This is a genomic window from Puia sp., from assembly GCF_035546395.1.
Classification (GTDB): Bacteria; Bacteroidota; Bacteroidia; order Chitinophagales; family Chitinophagaceae; genus Puia.
Window position 1 is genome coordinate 280,708 of the sequence record NZ_DASZXR010000005.1, and the last position, 13,178, is coordinate 293,885.

The 13,178-nt window shown below is 56.2% G+C and carries 11 protein-coding genes; 7 read left to right on the forward strand and 4 right to left on the reverse strand.

Features of this window, described 5'->3' with window-relative positions:
- Positions 1 to 7 precede the first annotated feature (7 nt).
- Entirely contained in the window at positions 8 to 613 is a 606-nt protein-coding gene (locus VHE34_RS06055; RefSeq protein WP_325585700.1) for a DNA-binding response regulator, read from the forward strand.
- Here VHE34_RS06055 and VHE34_RS06060 read toward each other — a convergent pair whose 3' ends face one another.
- Positions 614 to 1,453 carry a dienelactone hydrolase family protein gene (locus tag VHE34_RS06060; RefSeq protein ID WP_325585702.1) on the reverse strand — a complete coding sequence of 280 codons (840 nt, stop codon included), beginning with the start codon at positions 1,451 to 1,453 and terminating at the stop codon, positions 614 to 616.
- A 51-nt stretch (positions 1,454 to 1,504) separates the two neighbouring features.
- Positions 1,505 to 3,673: a PQQ-binding-like beta-propeller repeat protein gene (locus tag VHE34_RS06065; protein WP_325585704.1), complete on the reverse strand. Its 2,169-nt coding sequence runs from the start codon at positions 3,671 to 3,673 to the stop codon at positions 1,505 to 1,507.
- 154 nt (positions 3,674 to 3,827) lie between these two features.
- Between VHE34_RS06065 and VHE34_RS06070 the strand changes: the two genes are divergently transcribed.
- Together VHE34_RS06070 and VHE34_RS06075 are read left to right on the forward strand one after the other, a co-directional pair.
- The gene (locus VHE34_RS06070; RefSeq protein ID WP_325585706.1) at positions 3,828 to 5,354 is read left to right on the forward strand and encodes an alpha/beta hydrolase-fold protein; all 1,527 of its coding nucleotides are present in this window, start codon (positions 3,828 to 3,830) and stop codon (positions 5,352 to 5,354) included.
- 6 nt (positions 5,355 to 5,360) lie between these two features.
- Entirely contained in the window at positions 5,361 to 7,748 is a 2,388-nt protein-coding gene (locus tag VHE34_RS06075) for an ABC transporter permease (RefSeq protein WP_325585709.1), read from the forward strand.
- Positions 7,749 to 7,768: 20 nt separating this feature from the next.
- On the opposite strand, the gene VHE34_RS06080 is transcribed toward VHE34_RS06075, so the two are convergent.
- Together VHE34_RS06080 and VHE34_RS06085 are read right to left on the reverse strand one after the other, a co-directional pair.
- A complete protein-coding gene (locus tag VHE34_RS06080; RefSeq protein ID WP_325585711.1) occupies positions 7,769 to 8,011 on the reverse strand; it encodes a hypothetical protein in 243 nt (80 codons plus the stop codon).
- Positions 8,012 to 8,020: 9 nt separating this feature from the next.
- The gene (locus tag VHE34_RS06085) at positions 8,021 to 8,557 is read right to left on the reverse strand and encodes a DinB family protein (RefSeq protein WP_325585713.1); all 537 of its coding nucleotides are present in this window, start codon (positions 8,555 to 8,557) and stop codon (positions 8,021 to 8,023) included.
- Positions 8,558 to 8,674: 117 nt separating this feature from the next.
- On the opposite strand from VHE34_RS06085, the gene VHE34_RS06090 reads away from it, so the two are divergent.
- The 4 genes from VHE34_RS06090 (at position 8,675) to VHE34_RS06105 (ending at position 13,133) form a co-directional block, all read left to right on the forward strand.
- A complete protein-coding gene (locus VHE34_RS06090) occupies positions 8,675 to 9,082 on the forward strand; it encodes a group III truncated hemoglobin (protein ID WP_325585715.1) in 408 nt (135 codons plus the stop codon).
- A 48-nt stretch (positions 9,083 to 9,130) separates the two neighbouring features.
- On the forward strand, positions 9,131 to 11,359 hold the full coding sequence (locus VHE34_RS06095) for a S9 family peptidase (RefSeq protein ID WP_325585717.1): 2,229 nt from the start codon (positions 9,131 to 9,133) through the stop codon (positions 11,357 to 11,359).
- A 346-nt stretch (positions 11,360 to 11,705) separates the two neighbouring features.
- The gene (locus VHE34_RS06100; protein ID WP_325585719.1) at positions 11,706 to 12,308 is read left to right on the forward strand and encodes a sigma-70 family RNA polymerase sigma factor; all 603 of its coding nucleotides are present in this window, start codon (positions 11,706 to 11,708) and stop codon (positions 12,306 to 12,308) included.
- Positions 12,309 to 12,317: 9 nt separating this feature from the next.
- Positions 12,318 to 13,133, forward strand: a complete 816-nt coding sequence (locus VHE34_RS06105; protein WP_325585721.1) for a tetratricopeptide repeat protein — start codon at positions 12,318 to 12,320, stop codon at positions 13,131 to 13,133.
- Positions 13,134 to 13,178: the final 45 nt, after the last annotated feature.

Consider the following 13,178-nt stretch of genomic DNA (forward strand, 5'->3'; position numbering starts at 1 on the left):
GAACCCAATGGTACGCATCCTTATCATCGAAGATGAGATCATCATCGCCCGCTTTATCGAACAGCAACTCCGGAACAATTTCAACTGCGAGACCCGCGTGGCCGTCAGCCGGTCCGAAGCAGAGACCGCCATGGCCGAAATGCTGCCCCACCTTCTGCTTTGTGATATCCAGCTCGAAGCGGAACTCTCCGGGATCCATCTGGTGACCAACCTCCGCCGCCGCTACGCCTTCGAGGTCATTTATATCACCTCCTACGAGACCAGGTCCATCATCGAAAAGGCGGCCGCCACCCAACCCGCCAATTATCTCATAAAACCCATCGACGATAGCCAGCTCTTCGCCGGCGTCCAGCTCGTCATCAGCCGCCTCAACGCCGAAGACCGCATCGGCAAACCCATGCTCCCCACAAGCACCCTTTTCTCCGAGACCGAACTCCGCATCCTCCGCCTCATCCGCGAGAAAAAGACGACCATGGAAATCGCCGAAACCCTCCATCTCAGCCGCTTTACCATAAAGAATCATCGGCACAACATCTGCCGCAAACTGGAGCTCGCCGACGAGAACAACGCGCTGCTGAAATGGGTGGTCCAGAACGGACACCTGCTCAAATGACTATTTTCCAAATACACCCGCCAAAAAGGTGGTCATCGCCTGCCAGCTCGCCGTATCGGCCTTGCCGTTATACGCAATAGGCATATGGAACTTCTCCCCCGTCGCTGTCGATGCAGGATTGGTAAAAGCATGCGTGGCGCTGTCATAACCGATAAAAGTATAATTCGCCCCGATCGAATCCATCTGTTTCTTGAATTTCGCCACATCCGCCGGCGAAACGAATTTGTCGGCATTGCCATGACAAACCAGGATCTTCGTGCGCAGCAGGTCCTTCCTCGCCGGCGTGCCGATCAGCGATCCATGAAAGCTTACAACGGCCTTCAGGTCGTCACCCAGCCGCGCCGTATTCAGCAGGACGCCGCCGCCAAAGCAATAACCGATCGCCCCGATATTCTCCGGGTCCACATTATCGTATTTCCGCAGCCGTGCAATGGCCGAGTCGATCCGTATCTTTGCCTTCATTGGGTTCATATAAAAAGGAGTTGCATACGCCTTGGCGCTATCCGGGTTGTCGGCCACCTTGCCATCGCCATAAATATCCAGCGCCATCGCCACATAGCCCAGCTTCGCCAACATCCTCGCCCGCATCTTGGGATAATCGTTCAAGCCCCACCATTCGGGGATCACGATCACCGCGGGCCGCCTTCCCTTTACGGAGTCATTGTAGACGACAAAAGCATTCAGATTCGCCGAATCCGCCGGGAACGAAATGGTTTCTTCCTTGATACCGGATGAATCCGCGGCCGGAGCCGCCACAACCGGCTTCGCCTCTTGATTATTGCACGCAACGAAAACACCGGCCGACAGCAAAATGCCAAACAAAATTTTAAAATGTTTCATTGTTAACTATTTTTTGGTTGTAAACGCAAAAACAATACTGACGGATGCCTCTTACTCCGGCAGCGCAAACGCCACATACGAATCCCCCGATTTCTTATGCAATTTCCCTCCTCCACACGCAATCACCACGTATTGCCGCCCACCCGACGCATACACCGCCGGCGTCGCAAAACCCGCCGCGGGCAGATCGCCCTCCCAGAGCAATTGCCCCGTACGCTTGTTGAACGCCCGGATCTTCGCATCGCTCGTCGCCGCAATAAACAACACCCCGCCCGCCGTCACCACCGGCCCGCCATAATTTTCCGTCCCCGTATGGATACCCTTCGCCTTGAATTCCGGGTAGTCCCCCAGGGTATCCTTCCAGGCAATGGCGCCGGCATTCAGGTCGATCGCCGTCAGCGTCCCCCACGGCGGCGCCACCGCCGGGTAACCTTCCTTCGTCAGGAACTTATTGTAGCCCGTTGCCGCATATGGCAAGGTAAAGTAAGGATCTTCCGGTTTAGCGCCCGTATTCACGAACCGCTTTCCCAATTCATCTCCCTTCTCCAGCACATACGCCGCCAGCGCCTTCTTCTCTCCCTCGCTAAGCTGCTTAAAAGCCGGCATCATCCTCCGTCCCCCGGCAATCAACGTCACAAAAGACCCCGTCGTATATTTTTTATTAACCCCGACCAACGTCGGAAAATTTCCCCCACCCTGCCGGTTCGCCCCATGACAAACCGCACAGTTCGTCGCATACAAGGCCTTCGCCGCCGCCCCGACCGTCACAACTTTTCCCGTCGCCTCCTTGTCGTTCACCACCGCGTTGGCCTTTTTCGCATCGATCATGGTAAGCACCCACGGCATCTCGTTGGCATTGACATACAGCAATCCCGTCCCCGGATCATACGCCGGCCCGCCCCACTCGGCGCCCCCATCGAATCCCGGAAAAATAACCGTCCCCTGCCGCGTCGGCGGAAGGAACATCCGCCCCGTCCGATAACTGGCCAGCTGCCGCTTCAACGTATCCAGTGAAGAATCGGGAACCAGTCGGTTCAGATCCGCTTCGGTCAGCGATTGCCGCGCAAATACCGGCATCCCCGTCGGGTAAGGTTGCGTCGGCGACAGCTTTTCGCCCGGCAACGCAGAATCCGTCGGCACCGGCCGCTCTTCCACCGGCGACAACGGCTGCCCCGTCATCCGGTCCAGCAGGAATACAAACCCGCTCTTCGTCACCTGCGCCACCGCAGGAATAGGTTTCCCCTCTTTTATCACCGTCACCAGCACCGGCGCAGTGGGCGGATCCCGGTCCCAGATATCATGATGCACCGTTTGGAAATGCCAGAGCAGTTTGCCCGTGTTCGCATCCAGCGCCAGTACGCAATTGGCAAACAGATCGTCCCCTAGCCGTTTCCCGCCATAGAAATCATAAGAAGCCGACCCCACCGGGGCAAACAGCATCCCCCGTTGTTGGTCGAGACTGAACCCCGACCAGCTATTCACCCCACCGATATGCCGGTACGCCGCCGTATCCATCCAACTCTCATAACCCTTCTCCCCCGGGTAAGGAATGGTATGGAAGATCCATCGCAACTTCCCCGTATGCACGTCATAGGCCCGGATATGCCCCGGCGCAGCCGCCGCCTCCTCCGCCACCCGGTCCCCGATAATGATCATGTCTTTATAGATCATCCCCGGCGTCGTCGACGCGACGAAAAGATCGCCCACATCCCGTCCCAGGTCATGATGAAGATCGATCCGCCCGCCCTCCCCAAATCCCATCGCCGGCTTCCCCGTCTGCGCATCGATACAATACAGCCAGGATCCAGCCCCATAAAAAAGGCGCTGATCCCTCCCGCTGTCGGCCGTATAAAAAGCCACTCCCCGGCAAGCGTTGATAGCAATCTTAGGCGTATCCCCATCCACCGGCGCGATCGGATCGAATACCCACTTCGCCTTCCCCGTCGCCGCATCCAACGCAAACAGCCGCAATTTCGGGCTCACCCCATACAACACCCCTTCGATCACCAACGGATTCACCTGGATCTGCGAAAGGCTATCCCCATCCCCCGTATGATATTCCCACGCCGGTTGCAGCTTCGCAACATTGGCCGTATCGATCAGGCTCAACGCAGAATAATGGATATTTTCCGGCCCCCCGCCATAAACAGCCCAGGAAACATTCCCTTCCTTCGAAGAATGACAGCCCGTAAGCAAAAGCAATAAAAGGCAACGACGCATAATTATGTTTTGTGCCGGGAATATACACAAAAGCGCCGAAGGCGCAACCGGACATCGTCCGTATCATATCCGTACACCTCAAAAGGGCCATGCCGTCTAAATCCCTGACGTCCAGGCGAACACAAAATGGCACAAATGCTGTTGCACACCCGGAATGCGACACTGTTTCCTCACTGCCATCACCATCGTCCTCTTCAGCTGGCCCTCCCTCTGTCCTGCCCAGTCAACCATCCATGACTCGCTATATTCCTCCGCCCTGCAGGAAGAAAGGCACATCGACATCATTCTTCCCAAAGACTACGACCCGGCAAAACCCGAAAGATACGAGGTCCTCTATTGTCTGGAAGGCATCTCCGACTTTGTAACAACGGAATACAATTATCTGTGCGGCGAAGGCTTCATCCCCCAATTGATCCTGGTAGGCGTCCTGAATACCCAAAAAAACGGCATGTCCAACCGCGACCGGGACTTTACCCCAACGCACACGGACGGCGAGACCGGCGGCGCCGATAAATACCTGGCCTGGCTCAAGGACGATCTGCTCCCCTACATGCAAAAACACTACCTGGTAAAAAGGAGCGGCCACACCCTTTATGGCGGGTCCCTGAGTGGCCTGATGGCAGTATACACGTTCCTGAAAGAGCCAACCCTCTTCACCTCATATATCGCCGTCGACCCCAGTCTCTGGTGGGACAACTTCTGGCCCGTGCAATATGCCACCAAACGATTCCCCGGCTTCAGCAGCCTGCACAACACGCTCTGGCTCGCGGGCCGCGAGGGAAGCGCATTTCAATATATGGGCGTCGAAAAAATGGACTCCCTCTTATCCCGTCAGGCCCCCAGGGGCCTCGTATGGCGGCGCCGTCTCTACGACAATGAAACCCACTATTCCACCCAGTTCAAAGGTCTCTGGGACGGGCTTAAATTCTCATACGGGGGATTTTACGCTTCCAAAGGTGGCTATCCGACCTCCCGGGAGATCGCTATAAAACCGTCGCGCGGACTCGTCGTCAAAGACAAACCAATTCCCCTCACCTGCTACAATCTCGCCGACAGCCCCTACATCCGCTATACCGTCGACGGCTCCGAACCAACAGCAACATCTCCCTCTCTGGCAGGGGAACAAACAAGGATCAGCATCTCCAAAACCGGCTGGGTCCGCTTCCGCTCCTTCTGCGTCCGCGACGAATATAGCAGGACCGACAGCGCTTACTTCGAGGTCGGCGAGGTCATAAAGCCCGTTTCAAAGCCCGCGGGCGTCCAGCCCGGCGGCCTCCAATATTCGATATATGAAGGCAGCTGGGATTCCCTCCCCTATCACTCCCGCCTGGCGGCTACCCGCAAAGGTCGCGGCGGATTCGACTTCTCTGCCTTCCCCTCCACCGGCTACCTCGCCGCGTTCGAAGGATATATCTACATCGACAAACCGGGATACTACATCCTGGAGAACGGCGGGAAACAATTCAGGGTGACGATCGGCGGCCGCCACATCCTCGGCAACCACATCGGACCCGGCGGGGAATCATACATGGTACCCCTCGCAAAAGGTTTCTATCCCCTACAGGTCGAATACCTGCATGCGACAAACGGAAATGGTCCGGAGCCTTTATATATCAAACCGGAAGACATTGATGATTCCCCCGTTCCCGCTAACATCTTATACAGCCAAATCCAACAATGATCAATTATGTTTAGCAACTATATCCTCACGACACTCCGCAGCCTGCGCAACAAACCCACCTATAGCCTGCTGAACATGGCCGGCCTCGCCCTCGGTATCGCCTGCGCAACCCTCATTTTCCTATGGGTGGAAGACGAGGTCACCTGGGATCATTCCGTCGCCGATAGCAAACATATCTACTGGACCCGCCTCAACATGCCCTACAACGGCACGATCACCAGTTTCGACAACGTCCCCGGCGTCATGGCGCCGGAAGCGATAAAGACGATTCCCGGCATCCGCTATGCGGTCCGGCTTACCAATAACGAACGCCGGCTCTTCACCGTCGGCGAAAAGCTGATCTATGAAAATGGAACCTTCGCCGACTCCAGCTATTTCCAATTGTTGAAAATACCCTTCCTCAAGGGCAACCCATCCGGCTGTCTCCGGCTAAAGCATTCCATCGTCCTCACGGAGTCCACCGCCCGCAAATTCTTCGGCGACACCGACCCCATGGGCAAAACCTTGTTGATGGGCAATAGCATCAACTACACGGTCACCGGCATCGTCCCCGATTTTCCTGAGAATGTCACGCTTCATTTCAACTGGCTCGCTGCATGGGAAGACTATACCGATGAACTGTCATGGCTCACCACCTGGGGTAGCTTCGGCCGCCCGATGATCCTCGAGCTCGAACCGGGCGCCGATCCCAATTCCATCGCCAATAAGCTCACGGCCATCATCCGTCCGAAGGACATGGCCTATGCCAGGGTAAACATGCTCCTCTGGCCGATGAAGGACTGGCATCTCTACAACCATTTCGTCAACGGGAAACAGGACGGCGGATCGATAAAATTCGTACGGCTGTTCTCGCTCATCGCTTCGATCATCCTCTTTATCGCCTGCATCAACTTCATGAACCTCGCCACCGCCCGCGCCGGCCAACGCGCGAGGGAGGTCGGCGTACGTAAGACCCTTGGCGCGCTGAAACAATCGCTCATCAGCCGGTTTATTGCCGAATCCCTCCTGCTGGCCTTTCTTTCCGTCATCGGGGCCGTTCTGCTCGTAGTCCTTGCCCTGCCCGCATTCAACGACCTCGTGGGCAAAGAGCTCGTTTTCCACCCCTTCACCACCAGTCATCTTATCGGCTTAGTCACCATCGGTATCGGCTGCGGCTTGCTTTCCGGCAGCTATCCCGCCTTCTACCTCTCGTCCTTTAACCCGGTCACCGTGCTGAAAGGATTGAAGGTCCACGCAAGGGGCGGCGCCGGATTCATCCGGAAGACCCTCGTCACCACCCAATTCGTCGTTTCCGTAGCGCTTATCATCTGCACGATCATCATCTACCAGCAGGTTCGATATGTGAAGGACCGCGACCTCGGCTTCGAAAAACAGAACCTTCTCTATCTCGACGTCCAGGGAAAAATGGCCGAACACTTCGACGGCATCCGCAACCATTTAATGGCCACCGGCGTCCTCGACAACGTGGCGCTAAGCTTCAGCCCGCCGCTGCAGATGTGGAGCGGAACCGACAACCAGCACTTCATCTGGGAAGGCGATGATATGAACAGCAAGGAATTCATCACCAGGACCATCGTCACACCCGGGTTCATAGCCACCAGCGGGTTGAAGATCGTAGCAGGCCGGGACTTCTATCCCAATGCCGCCGTCGACAGCACCTCGGTGATCATCAACGAAAGCCTCGCCACGCTCATGGGCAAAGCCGGTAAGGCCGGCAATCAGGTCATCATGTTCGACGGACAAAACCGCGTGCCCGCCACCATCGTCGGCATTGTGAACAATTTTGTCTATAACGACATGTATGCCAAGCCTGCGCCCATGTATATGACCTGCAATCCCAAAGATTTTTCGTACTGCCATAGCATCGACATGCGCCTCCGTAAAGGCACAACCGCCTCCGATGCCATCGCAAAGATCACCGCCGTCATAAAGGCCGACAACCCCGGCTATCCCGTCGAGGTCAAATTCGCCGACGAACAGTATGACCGCCTCTTCAGGGACGAGAGCCGCATCGGCAAACTCGCCGGCCTCTTCGCCAGCCTCGCCATTCTCATCTCCTGCCTCGGTCTCTTCGGCCTCGCCGCCTACACCGCCGAACAGCGCACCAAGGAGCTCGGCATCCGCAAGGTCCTCGGCGCCTCCGTCCCAGGCCTCACCGGCCTCCTCTCCCGCGAGTTCCTCCAGCTCGTCGGACTAAGCTGTCTCATCGCCTTCCCCCTCGCAGCCTGGACTATGAACGGCTGGCTCGCCTCCTATGCCTACCGCACTCCCATCCACTGGTGGGTCTTCGCCGCCGCCGGCCTCGGCGCCCTCGGCATCGCCCTGCTCACCGTCTCCTTCCAGGCCGTCCGCGCAGCCCTCGCCAATCCCGTAAAAACGCTCCGGTCGGAATGACAATCAATCATTTTCCATACTCATAAATCGATACAGAGTTCATCCGTCGTAAACAGATCCAGCTTGTACGCAACGATCCGGTCCACTTCGGCCCACCGCACCACCGCCGTCCCCGTCTCAAAAGGATAGCTGAACCCCTGCTCATCGTAATCGAACGACCCGATCTCCCCCTGCAATCGCTGCCAGCGCAGCCTTGCCTCCGCCTCCGACCGCTTCGGACGCCAACCAAACAGCGACAATATAGATCCTAAGTACCGTTTCATGTTCCGTTTTTATCCCACCTGGGAAATCCAGTTCGCCGCCACGCCGGCCCGTTCCCGTAATAAAAGATTCAGTTGCCCGACATGATGCTGCACATGCCTGAAATTATAGAAAAAGATCTCCAACACACTGTAGTCCACCACCAACGAAGCACAAAGGCCGTGCATTTCCACCTCCTCCTCATCGATCCAGCGCGCCGCCAGTTTCTCCTCCGACGCCGTCAGGATCACCCGCCGGCATTTCTCGCGGATCGACGATAAATAATGGACAACCTCCTCTTTTGTACATCGCCGGTCTGGAAGCACATCGTCCACCGCTCCCGGCGGCAAATCTTCCATATCCCCCAGCGTATACGGCAACTCCGGACGAAAATCCCTGGCCGGATAGCTAAGATAATAGTCCAGGAAGATCACTGTGTGATACACCAGGTAAAATACCTTCGGGTCCCCGTTCCATACATCGTCAGGGCAACGGACGACAATATTGGTCAGCATATCGATCGCCGCCCCGAAATTCTTCCATAAGCAGTCAGTGAACGCTTTGTTCATCGTAAATAAGGTTTTATATAGCAAAAATAGCCCCCCTGCGCCAAAGTCTAATAAAAGACAATTTTATCTTTTATTAACGCCGAAACCTGTATCTTTGCCCCAGCAAACACATCCACGATGGCAGATATCCAGTCCGAATCAGATATAAAATTGCTCGTCGACAGCTTCTATGGAAAAGTAAGGAAAGACGATCTTCTCGGCCCCATCTTCCAGGAACACATCGGCGACCACTGGGACAAGCACCTCGAGACCATGTACAAATTCTGGGGCATGGCCCTCTTTGCCCAAAGCGGCTACTCCGGCAACCCGCTCTCCAAACACCTGGCCCTCCCCATCGAACAGGCCCACTTCAACCGCTGGCTGCATCTTTTCTTCACCACCCTGAACGAACACTTCGACGGCCCCGTCGCCGGCGAGGCCATGAAAAAGGCCGGGCTCATCGCCCGCACCTTCCTCACCCGGATCATGGCTTTTCAATCCGGCCAACCCACCCTCTTTCCCGCCCCGCCGCGATCGGATAATTAGCGGATTTCTACCAGGGATTTTGTAAGTTTAGCCGACTAAACTTTACGCATGAGAAAACACCGGCAACTTTGGGGCGTCATTATCCTTGCAACGCTGATGCTCCAGGCCCGCGCCCAAAAAGAACCCATAAAGGTCACCGACCTCCTGAAGATCAGAACCGTCGGCGAGGTTCGGCTCAATAAGGAAGGCACAAAAGCCGTCTTCACCCTCACCTCTATCGAGCCGGAGACAGATCCGAAAGCATCCAAATGGGACTACAAATACGTCACCCAACTCTACCTCGTCCCCACCGATGCCTCCGCCGGCCCCCGCCCTCTCACTACAAGGGAAAGCGCCACCCAGCCCGCCTGGAGTCCCGATGGACGCCAGTTGGCCTTCGTACGCAACACCGACGGCAAGCCACAGATCTTCCTGCTCAACCTCGACGGTGGCGGTGAACCGCAACAGCTCACCCACTTTCATTATGGCGCCTCCTCGCCAAAATGGTCACCCGACGGCAAAGAGATCCTCTTCTCCGCCCGCATCGGCCTCAAAGATCTCCTGAAAGATTCGATCCTCAATCCCGCCCACAGCCATCCTGCATGGCCCATGGAACAAGCCGGTATCGCCAAAGTCGCCAACTCCTCCGTCGCCAAACCGAATCCCGACGGCACCCTCGACGAGATCAGGGCCTACCTCGACAACGACGCCACCGACCGGAAGGCCAAAGTCGTCACAAAGCTCAATTTCCAGGACGAGATGGAAGTCAACCCCGACATGACCTTCACCCAATGGTTCGTCCAAAAAGTGCAACAATCGCCAATAACCCCAACCGCCGTCACCACCGGCTTCTACAACTACAACAACGTCGACTATACACCCGACGGCGCAAAGCTCATCATCGTCGCCCATCTCGACTCCACCGAACACCCCGACCGCGCCCTCGAAAGCGAAATATTCATCGCCGACCGCGACGGCTCCCATCTCAAAAAACTCCTCGGCGAAAAGGATAAGGTCTTCAACAATCCCCGCGTCAGCCCCGACGGCAAGCTCCTCGCCTACACGGTAAGCCCCACCTCCTTCGTCTCCGTGCCGCAGCTATACATCACGCCGCTCGCAAACCTCATCGCCGCCAACGCAACCGCCGCCAACGCAACCGCAACAAACGCAACCGCAACAAGCACAGCCGCAACCCCCACCCTCATCCCCTTCGATCGCGCCGCCGGCGGCTTCACCTGGACAGCTGACAACCAATACCTCTATTTCACCGCCCAATCCAACGGCGGCGCACCCCTCTACCGCGCCAATGTTTCAACAAAAAAGATCGACCAACTCTCCGACTACAATAGCGGCACACTCAATTTCGATCTGCAGGGAAACCACCTCGTCTTCTCGAGAACCGAATTATCCGACCCCTCCGAGCTCCTCACCGCCAACGCCCATATGCAAAACACAAAGCTCCTGACCGCCTTCAACGGCGAATGGCTGGAACATCGCGCCCTCTCGCAACCCGAAAAGCACTCCTTCAAAAACAACATCGGTGAGACCATCGAGTATTGGGTAATGAAGCCCATCGGCTATACCCCCGGCCGGCAATACCCGCTGTTATTGGACATCCACGGCGGCCCGTCGGCCATGTGGGGGCCGGGTGAAGCAAGCATGTGGCTCGAGTTCCAGTTCTTTTGCGCGAAGGGGTATGGCGTCGTCTATTGCAACCCCCGCGGCTCCGGCGGCTATGGCCTCGACTTTCTCCGCGCCAACGTCAAAGATTGGGGAACAGGGCCAACCAGCGACGTCCTCACCGCTCTCGACAAGGCAGTCGCCGAAGGCTGGGCCGACACCGGCAAACTCGTCGTCAGCGGCGGCTCCTATGCCGGCTATCTCACCGCATGGATTGTCGGTCATGACCATCGGTTCAAAGCCGCCTGCGCCCAGCGAGGCGTCTACGACCTCGCGACCTTCTTCGGCGAAGGCAACGCCTGGCGCCTCGTGCCAAACTATTTCGGCGGCTATCCCTGGGAACCCGAAACAAAAGCGATCCTCCAAGAAGAATCACCCATCACGTATGTCGCCGGCATTACCACACCGCTGATCATCTTTCACGGTGAGAATGATCGCCGCACCGGCTTCGTACAGGGAGAAATGTTGTATCGGAGCCTGAAAGTATTAGGCCGCCCCGTCGAATACGTCCGTCATCCCGGCGCTACCCATGAGATCACCCGCAGCGGCGACAACCGCCAGCGCATCGACCAGATGCTCCGAACCTGGGAGTTCTTCGAGCGTTATATCCAACATTGAGACGACAAACCCCAGTTCCTCCTTCTCGGCTGGCGCTTCGACCCCACCGCCCAATTCGCCTACCTCGACCAACAGCTCCATGAAAACCTGGACAGCCGAAAGATCCAGGACTTACTCGGAAAATAACCAGAAACCCCAATCACCCCGACAAACTCACACAACCACTTAAAAATCAACCAACAACAAAATTCCCTCCGCGCGCGATGCGCGCACCTTCGGCCCGCCCCCGCGCCCATAACGGCATTATAACTGAATGGCATACAATAGTATGCCATTCAGTCGTTACTATTGTACCCGAAAAACCACCCGACGCGGTTACAAATTCCCACTTAGAATTGACTATATAATGAAAGCCGAGGTAACATATACTGATGCGGAGTTGATCGAAGCCATCAGTGAAGGCACGGACCTGAACCGGGCGATCCAGTTCATCTACCGTCAGCATGCCGAGGCGACAAGCTCTTTTATAAGACACTATGGAGGCAACGAACAGGACGCCGACGATATCTTCCAGGATGCCGTCGTCGCTTTTATCGATGTCGTAAAAAAGGGGAAATTCCGGATGGAATCCAACGTTCGGACCTTCCTTGCGTCCATAGCAAAGAATTGCTGGTTCAACGAACTGAAGAAACGGGAACGCGCAGGGCATCGTAACAAACAGTTCGAGATGAGCCGGCCCCAGGATGAGCCCGATGTCGCAGAGCACATCAACGAACTCGAGCGAAAGAAACAGCTCCGCGACCTGGTAGATGGCCTGGGAGAATCTTGCCGAAAAATTCTCCTGCTCTTCTACTACGAGAACATGACGATGAGAGAGATCCTCTACCACCTGCCGTATGAGAACGAACAGGTAGTAAGGAACAAAAAATACAAATGCCTACAGCAACTGACAGCGCTTATTAAAGATAATCCTGCCGTTGCACGGCAAATGCAGGAAATCATTAAATAGCCTATATCTATGACACCCGAACAAAAAAATGTGCTGATCGATCACCTCGATGAATCCCTCCGGGGCAAGGCCACGGCCACCCTCGAAGACATCATCGGCAACGATCCCGAAGGGGAAAAAGAATGGAACTACCTCCGTCTGGCAGTTGACGCAGTAAGGGAAGCCGGGTTATACCAGGAGGTCTCCGCCGCAAGGACCGCATGGAAAGCAGAGTCGGGGATCGCCGCAAAAAGCGCAACCGCAAAAAGCGCCACAGAGACAACCACCGCAGCAGCAACAAATACGACCGCAAAGGTACGTAGCCTCTATCGCGTAAGTCTCCGCGCAGCCGCCGTCATCCTCATCATCACTGCCAGCACAGCCGTCTATAGATATCTCTCGGTAAGCTCCGGGTCATTGTATGAACGCTATTACAGCGGTTACAATCTGAGCACCACCCGCGGCGCCGGCGATACCGATCCGGTGATGGAGGCCTACCATGCAAAGGACTGGACCGCCGTCCGCCGGCTGGCCGCCACAGCAAAGAACCGGACCAATCAAACGGACTTCCTCGCCGGCATGGCCTGTCTCGAACAAAAGCAGTATGACGAGGCGATCAGCCACTTCGAACAGATCATCGCAGTCAACACCCATGCCGGCACTGACCTCTATCAGGATGAAGCGGAATACTACCTCGCCATCAGCTGGCTGGCTCACCGCAACGTCAACGAAGCCATGCCGATCCTCGAAAAGATCCGGGCCGATCAGCACCATAAATACCATGAAAAGGTCGAAAAGATGTCCTTCTTTGATCTGAGGCTCGCTCAATACAAAGAAAATAAATAGTCCCAAAGCAGTCCCCCGGCGGCGGCGATCAACGCCGCCGCTTTT